This window comes from Devosia sp. FKR38, from assembly GCF_005222805.1.
Classification (GTDB): Bacteria; Pseudomonadota; Alphaproteobacteria; order Rhizobiales; family Devosiaceae; genus Devosia.
Map to the genome: position 1 here is coordinate 2582065 of NZ_STGC01000005.1, position 15695 is coordinate 2597759.

16 protein-coding genes are annotated in these 15695 nt (G+C 65.4%); 13 read left to right on the forward strand and 3 right to left on the reverse strand.

Annotated features, from left to right (window positions below; all coding sequences use genetic code 11):
* Positions 1–126: 126 nt before the first annotated feature.
* Genes E8M79_RS17480 through E8M79_RS17490 form a run of 3 tightly spaced genes read left to right on the forward strand, consistent with a single transcriptional unit; the run spans position 127 to position 3192 of the window.
* The gene (locus tag E8M79_RS17480; RefSeq protein ID WP_137153120.1) at positions 127–1611 is read left to right on the forward strand and encodes a sigma-54 dependent transcriptional regulator; all 1485 of its coding nucleotides are present in this window, start codon (positions 127–129) and stop codon (positions 1609–1611) included.
* A gap of 56 nt (positions 1612–1667) precedes the next feature.
* Positions 1668–2432, forward strand: a complete 765-nt coding sequence (locus tag E8M79_RS17485) for a Stf0 family sulfotransferase (protein ID WP_137153121.1) — start codon at positions 1668–1670, stop codon at positions 2430–2432.
* 49 nt (positions 2433–2481) lie between these two features.
* Complete coding sequence (locus E8M79_RS17490) at positions 2482–3192, forward strand: glycerophosphodiester phosphodiesterase family protein (protein ID WP_137153122.1); 711 nt, start codon at positions 2482–2484, stop codon at positions 3190–3192.
* A gap of 3 nt (positions 3193–3195) precedes the next feature.
* Here E8M79_RS17490 and E8M79_RS17495 read toward each other — a convergent pair whose 3' ends face one another.
* The 3 genes from E8M79_RS17495 to E8M79_RS17505 are packed head-to-tail and all read right to left on the reverse strand — an operon-like array spanning position 3196 to position 6637.
* Positions 3196–4263, reverse strand: a complete 1068-nt coding sequence (locus E8M79_RS17495; RefSeq protein WP_137153123.1) for a DUF4037 domain-containing protein — start codon at positions 4261–4263, stop codon at positions 3196–3198.
* A gap of 15 nt (positions 4264–4278) precedes the next feature.
* Positions 4279–5076 (reverse strand): phosphotransferase, encoded by a 798-nt coding sequence (locus E8M79_RS17500; protein WP_248305026.1) that lies wholly within the window; start codon positions 5074–5076, stop codon positions 4279–4281.
* Between the two features lie 19 nt (positions 5077–5095).
* Positions 5096–6637 (reverse strand): tryptophan halogenase family protein, encoded by a 1542-nt coding sequence (locus E8M79_RS17505; protein ID WP_137153125.1) that lies wholly within the window; start codon positions 6635–6637, stop codon positions 5096–5098.
* 396 nt (positions 6638–7033) lie between these two features.
* Between E8M79_RS17505 and E8M79_RS17510 the strand changes: the two genes are divergently transcribed.
* The 10 genes from E8M79_RS17510 to phnC all read left to right on the forward strand — a co-directional run bounded on the left by E8M79_RS17510 (position 7034) and on the right by phnC (position 15673).
* A complete protein-coding gene (locus tag E8M79_RS17510; protein WP_137153126.1) occupies positions 7034–7966 on the forward strand; it encodes a dihydrodipicolinate synthase family protein in 933 nt (310 codons plus the stop codon).
* Between the two features lie 342 nt (positions 7967–8308).
* Complete coding sequence (gene phnF, locus E8M79_RS17515; RefSeq protein WP_137153127.1) at positions 8309–9064, forward strand: phosphonate metabolism transcriptional regulator PhnF; 756 nt, start codon at positions 8309–8311, stop codon at positions 9062–9064.
* Complete coding sequence (locus tag E8M79_RS17520) at positions 9054–9512, forward strand: phosphonate C-P lyase system protein PhnG (protein ID WP_248305027.1); 459 nt, start codon at positions 9054–9056, stop codon at positions 9510–9512. The genes phnF and E8M79_RS17520 overlap by 11 nt, the downstream gene beginning before the upstream one ends.
* Complete coding sequence (gene phnH / locus E8M79_RS17525; protein WP_137153128.1) at positions 9512–10042, forward strand: phosphonate C-P lyase system protein PhnH; 531 nt, start codon at positions 9512–9514, stop codon at positions 10040–10042. Before E8M79_RS17520 ends, phnH begins: the two co-directional genes overlap by 1 nt.
* Entirely contained in the window at positions 10042–11118 is a 1077-nt protein-coding gene (locus tag E8M79_RS17530; protein ID WP_137153129.1) for a carbon-phosphorus lyase complex subunit PhnI, read from the forward strand. Before phnH ends, E8M79_RS17530 begins: the two co-directional genes overlap by 1 nt.
* Positions 11115–12029 carry an alpha-D-ribose 1-methylphosphonate 5-phosphate C-P-lyase PhnJ gene (locus tag E8M79_RS17535; protein WP_137153130.1) on the forward strand — a complete coding sequence of 305 codons (915 nt, stop codon included), beginning with the start codon at positions 11115–11117 and terminating at the stop codon, positions 12027–12029. The genes E8M79_RS17530 and E8M79_RS17535 overlap by 4 nt, the downstream gene beginning before the upstream one ends.
* Complete coding sequence (locus E8M79_RS17540; protein ID WP_205747927.1) at positions 12026–12847, forward strand: ATP-binding cassette domain-containing protein; 822 nt, start codon at positions 12026–12028, stop codon at positions 12845–12847. Before E8M79_RS17535 ends, E8M79_RS17540 begins: the two co-directional genes overlap by 4 nt.
* 8 nt (positions 12848–12855) lie before the next feature.
* On the forward strand, positions 12856–13590 hold the full coding sequence (locus tag E8M79_RS17545; RefSeq protein WP_211198917.1) for an ATP-binding cassette domain-containing protein: 735 nt from the start codon (positions 12856–12858) through the stop codon (positions 13588–13590).
* Entirely contained in the window at positions 13577–14773 is a 1197-nt protein-coding gene (locus tag E8M79_RS17550; RefSeq protein ID WP_137153131.1) for an alpha-D-ribose 1-methylphosphonate 5-triphosphate diphosphatase, read from the forward strand. Before E8M79_RS17545 ends, E8M79_RS17550 begins: the two co-directional genes overlap by 14 nt.
* Before the next feature lie 69 nt (positions 14774–14842).
* Positions 14843–15673 carry a phosphonate ABC transporter ATP-binding protein gene (gene phnC, locus E8M79_RS17555; protein ID WP_137153132.1) on the forward strand — a complete coding sequence of 277 codons (831 nt, stop codon included), beginning with the start codon at positions 14843–14845 and terminating at the stop codon, positions 15671–15673.
* Positions 15674–15695 lie beyond the last annotated feature (22 nt).

Here is a 15695-nt window from a genome sequence, read left to right on the forward strand (position 1 = left end):
CACGGCGCCTTATGTTCCGCGACACCACCAAAATCTGCATGATTAATCGACCCTTAACCCCCGCCACCCATGCTCATCCCAAAACGGCACACGATTCGATGCCGTGCACAAAAGACCGGAGTATGAATGACGCGCGTTCTGGTTGTTGATGATGATCCGGTTCAGCTCCGCCTGACCGCGGAAGTGGCCAACAAGGCCGGTTTCAAGCCGCTCACCGCCACCGGTGGGGAGCAGGCGCTCGCCATCCTGCGCGAAGACCGCAATATCGGCGCAATGATTCTCGATCTGGTCATGCCCGATCTCGACGGCATGGGCGTGATGGATGCCATGCGCCGCGAAGGCCTGACCACGCCGGTCATCATCCAGACGGCCAATGCCTCGATGGAGACCGTCATCTCCGCCATGCGCAATGGCGCTGCCGACTATTTCGTCAAGCCCGTGGCGCCCGAGCGCCTCGTCATCTCGCTGCGCAACGCCATGAAGCTGGATGCGCTTGAGGCCACCATCCGCGCCGAACGCGCCCGCCGCGCCGGCACCTTCACGGCCAGCGACATGATCGCCAAGGCCCCGGCCATGGCCCGCGTGCTCGAGCTCTGCGCCAAGGCCGCCAAGTCCACCATTCCCGTGCTCATCGAGGGCGAAACCGGCGTCGGCAAGGAATTGATTGCCCGCATCATCCAGGGCTCGGGCGACCGCTCCGGCAAGCCCTTTGTCACCGTCAACTGCAGCGCCATCCCGCCCAATCTGGTTGAATCGGTGCTGTTCGGCCACAAAAAGGGTGCCTTCACCGGCGCCACCGCCGACCAGATCGGCAAATTTGCCGAAGCCCACAATGGCACGCTGTTCCTCGACGAGATCGGTGAGCTGCCGCTCGACATTCAGCCCAAGCTGCTGCGCGCCCTGCAGGAGGGCGAGATCGAGCCGGTCGGCGCCACGCGCACCGAGCGCGTCAATGTCCGCATCATCTCGGCCACCAATCGTCGCCTGCTCAACCTGGCCAAGACTGGCGAGTTCCGCGAGGATCTCTACTACCGCCTCAACGTCTTCCCCATCTACACCCCGCCCCTGCGCGAGCGCATCGAAGACCTGCCGGCCATGATCGCCATGTTCATCGCCCGCTTCTCCGCAGAGGCTGGCAAGCGCATCCTGGGCATCGCCCCGCCGGCGCTCGACCTGCTCAAGGCCTATGACTGGCCCGGCAATGTCCGCCAGCTCGAGAACGCCGTCTATCGTGCGGTGATCCTGTGCGACGCGGCCTTCCTTGAAACCCAGGACTTCCCGCAGATCGTCGCGCAGTCCATCGGCCGCGACAGCGTCGTCAAGGCCATCGAGGCGGCCCCGGTCGCCGCCGCCCCCACCCATATCGACACCAATACCGTGCGCCAGCGCACCGTGTTTGAGACGGTCGCGGCACCCGACCGGTTCCTGGATGCCACTGGCGAAGTCGCCGCCCTCGCCGAGATCGAGCGCGCCGCCATCGTCTTTGCCATCGCCCACCACGGCGGCCGCATGTCTCGCGTCGCCCGCGCCCTCAAGATCGGTCGCTCCACGCTCTACCGAAAACTGCACGAATACGGTCTGGCCGACGAACTGATCCACGACGCGGCCTGAGGTATGCCGGCAAGTCGCGTCATCGACGCTTCATGACACGGCGCTAGTCACGCGCCATGTCACAGTTCGATTCCTACGCGATTTGCACCTCCCCCCGCAGCGGCAGCACCTTGCTGTGCAACATGCTGACCGCGACCGGAATTGCCGGCAAGCCCAAGTCCTACTTCTTTGGCAACACTCTGGACGGCTGGATCGAGGATCTGGCGCTCGATATCGCCCAAGCGGCCACGGAAAGCGATCTGATCCAACAGGCCATGCAGGTCGCCATGGCCAAGGGGCGCAACGGTACGGCGATCTTTGGCCAGCGTCTGCAGGCACATAGCCTTGCCTTCTTTCTCGAGAAGCTGGCTGTGCTTCACCCTGAGGCTGCCACCGATGCCGAGCGTTTTCAGCTGACCTTTGGCAGGACCCTGTTTGTCCACCTGCGCCGTCCGGACAAGCTGGACCAGGCCATCTCCTATCTCAAGGCCCGGCAAACCGGCCTGTGGCACATGGCGCCGGACGGCTCGGAGCTGGAACGCACCGCCGCGCACCGCGACCCCGTTTATGACCGCGATCAACTCCACGCCTGCATCGAGACCTTTGCCGGCTATGACCAGCACTGGGACAACTGGTTCGCCAGCCAGGCCATTGTGCCGGTGCGGCTGTCCTATGACGCGCTGTCGCTGGACCCTTTGGGCACCCTGCGCCATGTTCTGGAACAGCTCGGCCTTGACCCCACGGCCGCCGATTCCGTCACGCCCGGCGTCAAGAAACTCGCGGACGGCATCAACGATGATTGGGCGGCGCGATACCGCGCCGAAAGCGTCCCGGTTGACTGACCGACGTCAGCAGCACGCGGACTGCTGGGCATGAGACGGGAGATCCCAAGTGTTTGAAATCATCGCCCACCGCGGCTACTCGGCGGCCCATCGCGAGAACTCTGCCGCAGCCTGGCAGGGCGCCGTCGAGGCTGGCGCGGAGATCATTGAAATCGACGTCCGCCGGACAGCCGACGGCGCACTCGTCTGCGCCCATGACCCGGACCTGCGCCGCGTCGCTGACCCGCGCCGGATCGCCGATCTCACGTCGGCAGACTTGGCCGAGGTCCATTGGGAACCCGGCCAGCCCGTGGCACCCCGTCTGAACGATGCCTTCGCCACCATCCCGCCAACCACCGCCATCCTCTTCGACGTCAAGGATGAAGCGCCCGCAGTGCTGAGCGACCTGCACGCCCTTCGGGTCCAATGGCCGGAGCATCGCCTGATCTTTGGCCTGCACAGCCTCTCGTCAGTCGATTTCATCCGCCACCTGGGCGACGCCACTATCCTCGGCCTGCTCAGCGGCGGGCCTGAGGACGACATGTCCTTTTTTGAACGGGGCGGTACCATCCTGCGGCTGTGGGAGAGCAAGGGGGCCCCCGAGCGCGTGGCGCGCCTGCGCGATCAGGGGCACCCGTTTTGGATGACAACCGGCGGGCATGGCACGGGCCGAGACGTTGGTGATTGTACCGCCGACGTCCTGCTGCAAGGCCGCCAAGCCGGCTTCACTGGCTTTCTCGTCAACGATCCCGTCTATGCCCGCCGGGTTCTCTCGTCATAGCCGTCACGGCCGCAGCTGGGCCATCATCCGCAATGTCAGCCCCGAGTCCATCAACACAGGCGTGAGATCGCTGACCTGGTCGATGGCCCCCACCACCGGCAGCGCCCGCAGGCGGATGTCGCTGATCCCAGCAAGCGCCGCGGCCACGCCGTCGTCGGCATTGATCGTGCGGAACGGGCGCTCGTGATAGGGCCCCAGCACCGGCGCGAAGGGCGCAATGCCCAGCGCCTGCTGGTTTTGCGCCAGCACAAGATAGGCCTCCGCCAGTGCCTCGCCGCGCGCCTGCCAATGCTCCGCGCCCAGCGCCGCTGCGAGATGCGGCGTCAGCGCAGCCGCCATGGGCAGTCGGGCAAAGCCGCTGCCGAACCATTTGGCATAGGGCGCATAGCGCCGCGCCAGCAGGAACGCCATGCCCATCACATCACGTACAAGTCGCCCCGCGACCACGCGGGAGCCAAGGTCATCACCCGCCATCCCGGCACGGCCCACAAAGGCCTGCTCCTCGGCGATCCGCCGCCATTGGCAGGCGATCCGGTATAGCCACACATCATCGGGGAAATAGGCCATCCGCTCGCGCAGCGCGGTCAATTCGCCGGTATCGTCGTGAAACACAGCGCCGGCCGTCAGGCTCAACAGCCCCTGCTGGGTGAACCCCAGCCAGGTCAGGACCTCGACGTCCGCGAGCGAGCGCAGCCCCAGCGCCGCCTCCAGGCGCCCCTCGATGGTGTGGATTTCCAGCCCATGCTCCGCGGCGCCAAGGGCATCCGGACTATTGGCCGGCGGATGCGGCCGGGAACGCCAGCCGATGGGCTCGCCGTGAAAGCTCTCGGGCGTGGCGCGGCTGAAGCCCGTAACCAGCGCTTGCGCCCGCGCGTCGAAATCCGCCCGGCTGACATAGAGATGCACCCGCGGCCCCCAATTGTGGTCGCGCGACATCTCATCGTCAAAGCCAAGCAGTTCCGAGCCATAGCCGATCAGTGCCGCGGCATGTTTGAGGTTCGGCGCCACCTCTGTCAGCCAGGGCCGCACCAGTTCGCCATAGAAGGCCCGCGACAGCGCAATCCCCTGCATTTCCATCCCCTTCTGCTACGCCAGAACGACACGCTCGATGGCATCATGGTGGCGCACCAGCCAGCCGGCGCTGCGCACCCGCCAGGTTATCGCCCACAGTGGCCCTGCATCCACAGTGTCCGGCGAGATGCCGGCCTCGATCGCCTCATTGGCCGCGCAGGCAATGGCGAAGTCGCGCATCAGCCCGACAAATCCGACCCGCTGCCTAGGTGGCAACTCATAGCCATCCAGCAACAAGCGCACCTGCCGCGCCCGCGCCTCAACTGACCCAAGCCCCAGCGTCTCGGCCAGATCATCATCGAACAGCAATCCGTTGAGCCAGCAGGCCTGGGCCAGTTCGATCAGCGGATCGACCGGCCCGGCTGCCTCCCAGTCAATCAGCGCCACCGGCAGGCCGTCGCGGGCGATGATGTTCCACGCGCCCGTGTCGCAATGGCCGATCACGCTCGGCACGCCCATCGAGCGCCCGAACCAGGGGCGCCACACCGCCGGCTGGTCGGGCACAAAGCCAGCCGTCGCCTGATGCAGGTCGCGCAGCATGGCGCCCAGCACGGGCAGCGCGGCGTCGTCCCAGGCATAGGGATGCGGGCTCTCGCCCTCCACAAAGCTCAGCACTTCCCGGCTCTGCGCATCAAAGCCACTGCCGATCACTCGGGGCGCATGGGCATAGCTCACAGCCTCCAGATGCCGCAGCAGTTCCATGGTGGTCTTGGACCACGGCGCGGCCTGCCGAAACACCACATCGCCCTGCCGCGTCACGGTCGAGCGCCCCCCGACCAGTTGCTCTTCAGGACCGTCGGCCGCGGTTACCACTGCTCCGCCCGGCCATAGCTCATGCCATGCCTCGCACGATCTCGAGGAACGCCGCATGGCCCAGCGCCTGGCTGGCCGCTGCACGATATTCCTTGACCAGGCTCTCATAGGTTTCGCGGGCAAACTGGCGTAGCTTGGGGTCCTTCTCCATCTCCCGCCGCGCCAGGCCCTGGTCGAGCAACCCAAGCCCCGCCAGCACCGGATAGTAGAGCTGGGTCTGGATATGCGGCAGCCCGAAAAGATTCTCCGGGAACTGGTCATGTCGCGGCATCTGCGTCTGCCAGCGCGCCAGCTGCGCCTTGCTCTCGGGGTGGATGCGATTGGCCCGCACCTCGCGCCAGAACGGGGTATCGTCGCGCTCGACCATATAGTGCGTGTTCACAAAGGTGCGGAAGTCATCCACCTGCCGGCCGACCCGCTGGTTGTAGTCGACGCGCTCAGCCGGCGTCATGCCCTTTGGATGCTTGAGATGCCGGTCGGCAAACAGCATCATCTGCACGATCGTGCCATGGATGGACGTGGACTCCAGCGGCTCGAGGAAGCTTGAACTCAGCCCCACCGCCAGCACATTGCCCACCCAGGCATTGGCCAGCCGGCCGATCGAAAAGCGGATGTCGCTGCGCACCTCGATCTCGCGCCCTAGCACGCGCTCCACCTCGGCCTTGGCCTGTTCGGGCGTCGAGAACGCATCCGAATAGACATAGCCGCAGCCATAGCGGGTCTGCGTCGGGATCTGCCACATCCAGCCCGATTCCTGCGCCCAGGCGCGGGTGTAATTGGCAATCTCCTCGCCCGGCTTGATATCGAGCCAGAACGGCAGCGCCCGGTTGACCGGCAGTTCATGCGCATAGGAAATCCAGTCCGCCTGCATTTCCTTGACGATCAGCTGCTTGCGAAAGCCCGTCGCGTCGATGAAGAAATCGCCGGCCAACACCTGCCCATTGTCCAGCGTCAGCGCCGTCACATGCCCGCTCTCTGCATCGCGCTCGACGCCGGCAACCACGGCATCGACGATCTCGACGCCTTTGGATTTGCTGGCAAAAAACCGCCCCACCTTGGCCTGGTCGAAATGATAGGCATGGTGGAATGGCCCCAGCGGGATCAGCGAGCCGTCGGCCTTCTTGGCATAGGGCGCCTTCTTCTGCTCCAGCAATGGCCCGAACAGGTGCATGTCCGTGATCGGTCGCCCCGCCGCTATGGCATAGACATTGAGATAGTCGGCCGGAGCGCCCGCTGGCGGCCTGATCACCTGATGCGGATCATCGATTGGCCCGTAGTAGGTGTAGCCCTTGCGGCGCCAGTCCTCGTGCCGGATGCCGAGCTTGAACGTCGCCTCGGTTTTGCGGAAGAACTCGAACTCGTCGATTCCGAAGTGCTTGAGCAACACGCGGAAGGCGGCCGTTGTCGCCTCGCCCACGCCAACCGTGGGAATGCTCGATGGCTCGATCACGCTGATGCGGATGTCGAGTCCCTTTCGACGTGCCGCGTCCTGAATGATGAAAGCCGCGATCCAGCCGGCGGTGCCCCCGCCGACGACCACAAAATGCGATTGCCGATCCATCGATAGTCCTCCGCCCTCAAGGCTAGCGGGCCCCACCCCGCCAAGGCAAGCCGCTCTTTGGAAGCCGGAACTCTATGCTTGATTGTCGGACTGTCGGGCTGTTCGGGCCCATCGCGGTCTCACAGCGTCGTCATCTGCTGCATTTCCGCGGCGACATTGGGGTGCTACAAGCCCGCCAGGGGATGCAAACTCTTTGAAATCACCCTCCGTCTCCGGACGGAGCACAGCGCCGGTGCCGGGTTCCTCACCGAACCCAGGGCACGGGTGCAAACACATGCGCGGCAATGTCGAACTTCTTGTCGACAGTTTGTCGGCTAGAATGTACAGAGATATCGACGCCGAAGTGAATGACACTTCAAACCCAAGCTTTCACAAATCCTTTCTGGAGCCCGACCCATGCAAACCAGCCCGTTCTCCGGGTGTATTCCCGCCCTCATGACACCCTGTCGCGCAGACGGGACGCCCGATTTCGATGGACTGGTCCGCAAGGGCCGGGAATTGATCGGCCTGGGCATGTCGGCCGTGGTCTACTGCGGCTCCATGGGCGACTGGCCTCTGCTGACCGATGCCCAGCGCATGGAAGGCGTTGAAAGGCTTGTTGCCGCTGGTCTTCCCGTGGTCGTCGGCACGGGCGCGGTCAACACGCGCATCGCCGCTGAGCATGCCGCCCATGCCCAGAAGGTTGGCGCCGCCGGCCTTATGCTGATCCCGCGCGTGCTCTCGCGTGGTTCATCGGTCATTGCCCAGAAGAACCATTTCAAGGCCCTGCTCGCCGCCGCGCCCAATCTGCCGGCCGTGATCTACAACAGCCCCTACTATGGCTTTGCCACCCGCGCCGATCTCTTCTTCGCCCTGCGCGCCGAGCATCCCAATCTGGTGGGCTTCAAGGAATTTGGCGGTGAGGACGATCTGTCCTACGCGGCCGAGCACATCACCTCGGGCGATCCTGACCTGACCCTGATGGTCGGCGTCGATACCGCCGTTTACCATGGCTTTGTGCAGTGCGGCGCCACCGGCGCCATCACTGGCATCGGCAATTGCCTGCCGCGCGAAGTGCTCCACCTGGTCGATCTCTGCATGCAGGCCCAAGCCGGGGATCCCGTCGCCCGCCGCCGCGCCAAGGAGCTCGAAGAAGCCCTGATGACCCTGTCCAAGTGGGATGCCGGTCCGGATCTGGTGCTGTTCTTCAAATATCTCCTCGTGCTCAATGGCGAGCCCGAATATGAGCGCCATTTCAACGAGACCGACATGCTGACCCCGTCGCAGAAGGGCGTGGCGGAAGCCGCCCTCCGCCGCTTCCGCACCTGGTATGACGCCTGGGCTGCCTGAGACCTGCATATTCCTGTTGAGCGCCCCGCACCCAGATTGTTCTGGAGCGGGGTGCATCGACTGCCCATGAGCAAGGCACAGCCGCGCCTCATCCCTCCCTCGCCCACGAGCAACATGGCGTTCTGACAGTTGGCGCCACCCCCGGGGCTGCCTGGTCCTGGAAATCTCAGCGCGGTGCGCCGCAGCACATCCCGCACGACGCCCTCGCGCAAACGCGGGCATGGCAGCCCGGGCGTCTCGGCAGCCGCCTGCCCGTCTCAGAATTTTCGTCTAGCCCCGTCACTTGGGTGTCATCTGCCATCGCTAGCGTGCAACTCATCCGAATGAGTTATGCGGGCCGTCATGCGCAGTCGTGGACAATCGTGGGAAGCTACCCGGGACAGAATTAGCGAGGAGATCGCGGCAGGCCATCTGGCGCCCGAATCCCGCCTGCCAGCGGAGCCCGACCTCTGCCTGCTCTACAACACGCGCCGCCATTCGCTGCGCCGCGCGCTGGCGGCTCTGGTGGCCGAAGGCAAGCTGCGGGTCGAGCATGGCCGCGGCACCTTTGTCGAGCGCGCGCCGCTGATCAACTATGTCGTGGGCCCGCGCACCCGCTTCCGCGAGAATCTGATGGCCCAGGGCCTGACCGGCTCAGGCCAGGCGCTCTCCGAGGCGCAGGTTCCGGCCAGCGCGCGCGTCGCCGCCGCGCTGGGCATCGCGCCGGGCGCTTTGGTCACGGCCCGCTCCTGGCGCGGCTTTGCCAATGACCTGCCCATCAGCCTGGGTTGGTCCTACCACGATGTCGCGCGCTTCCCCGATATCGCTGAGCGCCGCAAGGCCAATGCGTCGATCACCCAGATCTACAAGACCTACGGCATTGCCGACTATCGCCGGCACAGCACGACGGTGTTCACCCGCCTCGCCAATGAGCACGAGACCAGCCTGTTGATGATGCGGCCGGGCCAATCGGTGCTGATCGTCCAGAAGATCGACGTGGACATGGACGGCCGCCCGATCGGTTTCTCCGAGGCGGCCTGGGCCGGCGATCGCGTGCAGTTCACCTTTGAAAATGCCGATGCCCGCGGGACGCCGAGCGAAAGGACCGATGATGTTTAATGAAGCCAATGGCGGCAATGGGCAGGATCGGCCGGGCCATGCCGAGGCGCTGAACCTGCTGGCCCGGGCGCGCCCGGAGGGTCTGAAGGCCCTGGCCGAACTGCTGCTGGAGAATTTGGGCAATATCACCGTGATCGAAAACCGCACCGGCCTGGTCATGGTGCCCATGCGCGACACGGTCGAAAATGTCGACTTCCACCTGGGCGAGGTGCTGGTCAGCCAGGCCCATATCGCTGACGCCACTGGCCGCATCGGCTACGGCATGGTCACCGGGCGCGATCTCGAACGCGCCATGGCCATGGCGGTGGTAGATCTGGCGATGGCCATCGACCCGGCCGTCGCCCCGATCACCCAGTTCATGGCCAGCGAGCGCGATCATCTTGCCCGGCTGGACGATGCCCGCATGCGCCGGGTCGAGGCCACCCGCGTCGAAATGGAGACATTCTGATGCTGACAATCTCCCAGCCCGATGCCGCCGAGGCCCGTTGCAACACCACTTTTGAGGCGCTGATGTGGGCCATGGCGCGGCCGGGCCAGGTACGTGACATGGGCGAGCCGGGTCTGGCTCCCGTCGTTGAAGCGCTGATCGACCGCGAATGCGTCGTCCACACCGACAGCGCCAGGCTCGCCCAGTTCATTGCCAATACCGGCGCAACGCCCGGCACCATCGAAATGGCCGATCACCTCTTCCACGAGACCCTCGACATCGAGGCGCTGGCGTCCGTCCGCTGCGGCACTGCGCTCTATCCCGACGATGGCGCGACGGTTGTACTGCAGGCTGCCCATGGCACCGGTACACGCCTGCGGCTCACCGGGCCTGGCATCGATGGGGTCTGCGACATCACGTTGGCCATTCCGCCAGCTTTCTGGTCGCTGCGCGCTGCGCTCTGCGCCTATCCCGAGGGTTTTGATCTGCTGCTGGTCGACGCGCGCGCGGTGATCGGCATTCCCCGCTCCACTCACGTCGAGGTGCTCTGATGGCCTATGTTGCGACCCGCGGTGGCGAACGGGCCATCGAACAGGCCGAGCGGCTGTTCCGGGAGGAGCTGGGCACTATCGACATGGCCCGCGTCGCCGCGATCCGTCAGTCCATGCCCTATCTCATCGATCGGGTGATGGGCGAGGCCTCGCTCTTTGACGAGGACATGGCGGCCCTGGCGCTGGCCCAGACCGGCGGCGAGCTGTCCGAGGCCGTGCTGGTGCTGCGCGCCTGGCGCACCACCCAGCCGCGCCTGGCTGTCGCCGCGCCGCTGCTGCAGGAGGACCTGCTGACGCAGCGGCGCATCTCTGCGGCTTTCAAGGACATCCCGGGCGGCCAGATCCTTGGGCCGACTTTGGACTATTCCCACCGCGTGCTGGCCACCGATGTGCTGGAGGGCAAGCCCTTTGCCCCGCCGGCCGTCGAGCCCGCCGCCAAACCCGCGCCTGCCCATCAGCCCTCACTGGCCGATTGGCAGCGCCAGCAGGGTCTGGTGGCGCCGGCTCAGGACAGCCACGTTGCGCCCGACGACATTCCCGACCTGACCCGCGAACCCATCCTCTTCCCCGCCTCGCGGGCCCATCGGCTGCAGAGCCTGGCCCGGGCCGAAACCGGTGGTGTGCTGGCGCTGGGCTATGCCGCCATGCGTGGCTATGGCAATGCCCATCCCACCGTCAACGAACTGCGCCTCGCTGAAGCCGAAGTGGTTGTCCGTCATCCCAGCGGCACGCCGTTCTCCGCCGGCCGGGTACGTGTCTGCCAGGCCGAGGTGACATCGAAGGAAAAGGGCGGCTATCTCGAACTGGGCTTTGCCGCCAGCTTTGGCTGGAACGAGGTCAAGGTCATTGCCGCCGCCACGCTCGACCTCAACTCGGCCGAAGCGCCGGTGGGCTCGCCGGTGCATGAGGAATTCTACCTCTATCACACTGAAAGTGTCGAAGCCTCGGGCTTCTGCATTCACTTCAAGCTGCCGCACTATGTCACCTTCCAGTCCGTGCTCGACGCTATGCGCGACGCCAAGGCCAAGGCCGCCGCGACGCCCGTTGAGGCGGAGCAGATGGAGCCCGCAGAATGAGCCTTGCTTCCCTGACAAAACCCTGGGCGGCCACCAGCTATGGCTTTCTCGACGCCTCGGCCAAGCGTGAACTGCGCCGCAAGATGCTCAAGGCCATCGCCGTGCCGGGCTGCCAGATGCCCTATGCCAGCCGCGAAGTGCCGATGGCGCGCGGCTGGGGCACCGGCGGATTGCAGGTCACGCTGACCCTGGTCAATCCGGCCTCGACCATCAAGGTCATCGACCAGGGCGCCGATGACGGCGTCAATGCCGCCTCGATCCGCCGCTTCATCAGCCGGGTCTCGGGCGCCGGCGAGACCTGGGATACGCTTGAGGCCTCGATCATCCAGTCGCGCCACCGTGTCCCCGAAGAGACCATGCGCGAGGATCAGATCCTGGTGCTGCAGGTGCCCAATCCCGAGCCCCTGCGGGGCGTCGAACCCAATATGTCCATCGCCCGGCAGATGCATGCAGATGCCGATTATGGCCGGCTGTGGCTCACCCTTTATGAGCAGCTCGTGCGCAAGGGCCGCATCATGCAGGGCGCGGCCTATCCCAGCCTGGTCAACGGCCGCCATGTGATGACGCCATCGCCGATCCCGCGCTGGGACGTGCCCAAGCTCAACATGGCCAAACACCTCACCTTCCTGTCCGCCGGGCGCGAAAAACGCCTCCACGCCGTGCCGCCCTACACAAAGGTGGAGCCGCTGGTCTTCTCCGACCGGCCCTATCGCGTCGAGGATCACCAGGACTTGGTGTGCCGGCGCTCGGGCATTGCCGGCTATTTCATGAACGAGATTCCCCAGGACGATGGCAGCTCGAGCTTTGAAGTCTCCGACAGCAATCTGGGCATCAAGGCGATCCGCCGCGCCGAGGGCGAGACGGTAGACATCGGCCAGACCTGGTATCGCGGCGGGGAGTTCTCGGCATGAGCATTGATATGAGCGTGTCACCGGCGCCGCTGTTGCCACCGCAGCTGATGCAGACCGAGGCCCTGTTGACCATGCGCGGCCTCAGCCGCAGCTATGGCGCGGTGCGCGCCCTGCGCAATGTTGATGTCACCGTCTATCCCGGCGAGGTCATGGGCGTGGTCGGCGAGAGCGGTTCGGGCAAGTCGACGCTGCTGCGGATGATGAACCTGGAGGATACGCCCGATCGCGGCGACTATCGCCTGCGCCTGCCGGATCGCGACGATGGCAATCTGTTTGATCTCGGCCGCTATCAGCGCCGCATGCTGAGCGCGCACCATATCGGCATCGTCTACCAGAACCCTCACCTTGGCCTGCTCATGCGCCACAGCTCCAGCGGCAATGTCGCCGAGCGTCTGCTGATCGCGGGCGAGCGCAGCTTCGATGTGCTGCGCAGCAAGGCGCGCGACGCGCTCGATGCCTCCGAGTTCCCACTGGACCGCATGGATGCGCGCCCCGCCGAACTCTCGGGCGGCATGCAGCAGCGCGTGCAACTGGCCAAGGCCATTGCCCTCGAACCGGCTCTGCTGCTGCTCGATGAGCCGACCACCGGGCTCGATGTCAGCGTGCAGGCCCTGGTGCTCGATACGCTCAAGCGCCTGCAGCGCGACCGGCACATAACCATGGTCCTGGTCAGTCATGACCTGGGCGTCATCCGCACCATGGCCGACCGCGTGCTGGTCATGCGCCATGGCGAGGTGGTGGAACAGGGGCTGGCCGATCAGGTGTTCCAGGATCCCCAGCACCCCTACACCCAGCAACTTGTCCACGCCAAACTCTAGGGATCATGATGGAAACCACCGAAGCGCTGCTGCGTGTGCAGGGTCTGGGCAAGACCTTCCGCATGTATCATCTGGACGCCATGCTGCATGCCTTCGAGGGCATCAGCTTTGACCTCCACGCCGGGGAATTCCTGCTGCTCAAGGGCCGCAACGGCGCCGGCAAATCCACGCTGCTGCGCACCCTGTGGCGCAGCTACCTGCCGGTCGAAGGCCATATCTGGTATCGCTCCCGGCTCGGCATGATCGATCTCGCCCGCGCCGCCGATGTCGATATCGCACTCCTGCGCCGGCAGGAGATCGGCTTTGTCACCCAGTTCCTCAATGCCCGCCCCCGTGTCGCCGCGCAGGATATTGTTGCTGAGCCGCTGCGTCTGGCCGGGCACGCTCCCGAGGAGGCACTTGACCAGGCCCGCCACTGGCTCGGCGAATTCGGCGTGCGCCCCGAACTCTGGCGCGCCTATCCCAGCACCTTCTCGGGCGGCGAGCAGCAGAAGGTCAATCTCGCCCGCGCCCTCATCCTGCCGCAGCGCCTGCTGTTGCTGGACGAACCCACGGCTTCGCTGGATGCCGGCGCCCGCGCGGCGCTGGTGCGCCGCCTCACCGATCTCAAGGCGTCGGGCGTCGCCATCATCGGCGTGTTCCATCATCCGGGCGATGTCGCCCAGCTCATCGATCGCGAGATCGACCTTGCAACCCGCGTCATCGCCGACGACAGCGAGAGGATCGACCATGTGGCTCTCTGATTTCCGCATTGTGCTCAATGACGCCATCATCGAGCATGGCGCCCTGCGCATCCAGGACGGCGTGATCGCCGAGATCCGCCACACACCGGTGGACGGCGCTGACATCGTCGGCGCGGGCCTGCTGCTGATGCCGGGCATGATCGACATGCATGGCGACATGATCGAGCGCGAGATCGAGCCGCGCCCCGGCGTGCGCATGCCCATGGAACTGGGCCTGCGCGACCTCGATCGCAAGCTGGCCAATTCGGGCATCACCACTGCCTATGCCGCCGTCTCGTTCAGCCCCGGCTCGACCTATGGCCACATGCGCAGCTACGAGTTCACCAGCGAGATGATCCGCGCCGTGCGCGCCCATGCGTCCAGCCTGCTGATTGACCATCGCGTGCATGCCCGCTTCGAAGTGACCTTTCCCGCCGCCCTGTCGGTGGTCAAGGAACTGATTGCCGAAGGCGCGGTGGACCTGATTTCCCTGTGTGACCACACCCCCGGCCAGGGCCAGTACCGCGACCTGCCATTGCAGGCCGCCAACATGGCCAAGTCCAAGGGCATCTCGGTTGAGCAAGCCATGGCCAATCTCAACCAGCGCATTGCCGACCGCCGCGAGACGGCCGGCGACCTCACCGCCACGCTGCGCGCCATCACCCAATATTGCGCCCTGCATGGCGTGCCGGTCGCCAGCCATGACGACGACACGGTCGAAAAGGTCGAGCAGATGCTGGCGCTCGGCGCCAATATCAGCGAATTCCCGGTGACGCTGGAGGCCGCCCGCGCCGCCCAGGCCCGTGGGATGCTCAATGCCATGGGCGCCCCCAACGCGCTGCGCGGCGGTTCCTACTCAGGCAATCTTTCGGCGCGCGATGCCCATGCCCATGGCGTGCTCGACCTGCTCGCGGCCGACTACCATCCCTCAGCCATGCTGCCGGCGGTGCTGGTGCTGGGCAAGACTGACCCCGATGGCCTGCCCGGCGCAACGCGCCTGACCACCAGCAATCCTGCGCGGGCCCTGGGGCTGGAAGATCGCGGCAGCATTGCCGAAGGGCTGCGGGCCGATCTCATCATCGCCGACGATTCCGGTGTCGGTCACGTGCGCGCCACGCTGTCCAAGGGCGCCATCGTTTATTCCGACGGCAGCGTTGGCGCCGGCCAACACATCCGTCACGGTGATGTCATTCGAATGAGTTAACCCTGTCACTGACGCCAACTAGTCTCGATCCAGGCCTAGCAACCAGATGTCCTCTATCAAAGGTGCGACATGCTCGAACTGCGTAAGATCACCAAGACCTTCGGCCAGACCATAGCGGTCAACGACGTTTCTCTCAGCTTTCCGCCCGGTCAGATGGTGGGCATTATCGGTCGCTCGGGCGCCGGCAAATCGACCCTGTTGCGTCTGATCAACCGGCTGGCCACCAGCGAGCGCGGGGAAATCGTCTTCGACAACACCAATATCGTCACCCTGGCCGGGCGCGAACTGCGCCAATGGCGCGCCCGCTGCGCCATGATCTTCCAGCAGTTCAATCTGGTGAACCGGCTGGACGTGCTCACCAATGTTCTGATCGGCCGGATCGGCACCTCCGCCACGCTGCCGGTCATGTTCAAGTATTTCTCAGCGCAGGATCGCGCTGCTGCAGCCCTGGCGCTGGACCGGCTGGACCTGCTGCCCCAGGCACTGCAGCGCGCCGATACCCTCTCGGGCGGACAGCAGCAGCGCGTCGCTATCGCCCGGGCGCTGATCCAGAATCCCAGCCTGATCCTGGCCGATGAGCCCATCGCCTCGCTTGATCCGCGCAATGCGCGCTTCGTCATGGAGGCGCTGCGCAAGATCAACCGGGAGGACAAGATCACCGTCATCTGCAACCTGCATACGCTCGACGCGGCGCGCGCCTATTGCGATCGCATCGTCGGCATGGCGCAGGGCAAGGTGGTGTTCGACGGGCCTCCTGCCCAACTCACGTCCCGCGTTATCCAGGAGATCTACGGCGGGGATGCTGAAAGCGCCGTGGACGAGAACCTGACCTCGACCATGGGCGCCATCTACGCGCCGGCAAAGCCCGTCGTGTCGCCAGAACTGGCCGACGCCCTCTAGCGTCGTCCGCACACACCCAACT

Excerpts from the sequence above, each read along its gene's own strand:
- E8M79_RS17480 (WP_137153120.1), top strand. The coding sequence starts at position 127 with ATGACGCGCGTTCTGGTTGTTGATGATGATCCGGTTCAGCTCCGCCTG.
- E8M79_RS17485 (WP_137153121.1), top strand. The coding sequence starts at position 1,668 with ATGTCACAGTTCGATTCCTACGCGATTTGCACCTCCCCCCGCAGCGGC.
- E8M79_RS17495 (WP_137153123.1), bottom strand. The coding sequence starts at position 4,263 with ATGCAGGGGATTGCGCTGTCGCGGGCCTTCTATGGCGAACTGGTGCGG.
- E8M79_RS17505 (WP_137153125.1), bottom strand. The coding sequence starts at position 6,637 with ATGGATCGGCAATCGCATTTTGTGGTCGTCGGCGGGGGCACCGCCGGC.
- E8M79_RS17510 (WP_137153126.1), top strand. The coding sequence starts at position 7,034 with ATGCAAACCAGCCCGTTCTCCGGGTGTATTCCCGCCCTCATGACACCC.
- phnF (WP_137153127.1), top strand. The coding sequence starts at position 8,309 with ATGCGCAGTCGTGGACAATCGTGGGAAGCTACCCGGGACAGAATTAGC.
- E8M79_RS17520 (WP_248305027.1), top strand. The coding sequence starts at position 9,054 with ATGATGTTTAATGAAGCCAATGGCGGCAATGGGCAGGATCGGCCGGGC.
- phnH (WP_137153128.1), top strand. The coding sequence starts at position 9,512 with ATGCTGACAATCTCCCAGCCCGATGCCGCCGAGGCCCGTTGCAACACC.
- E8M79_RS17530 (WP_137153129.1), top strand. The coding sequence starts at position 10,042 with ATGGCCTATGTTGCGACCCGCGGTGGCGAACGGGCCATCGAACAGGCC.
- E8M79_RS17535 (WP_137153130.1), top strand. The coding sequence starts at position 11,115 with ATGAGCCTTGCTTCCCTGACAAAACCCTGGGCGGCCACCAGCTATGGC.
- E8M79_RS17540 (WP_205747927.1), top strand. The coding sequence starts at position 12,026 with ATGAGCATTGATATGAGCGTGTCACCGGCGCCGCTGTTGCCACCGCAG.
- E8M79_RS17545 (WP_211198917.1), top strand. The coding sequence starts at position 12,856 with ATGGAAACCACCGAAGCGCTGCTGCGTGTGCAGGGTCTGGGCAAGACC.
- E8M79_RS17550 (WP_137153131.1), top strand. The coding sequence starts at position 13,577 with ATGTGGCTCTCTGATTTCCGCATTGTGCTCAATGACGCCATCATCGAG.
- phnC (WP_137153132.1), top strand. The coding sequence starts at position 14,843 with ATGCTCGAACTGCGTAAGATCACCAAGACCTTCGGCCAGACCATAGCG.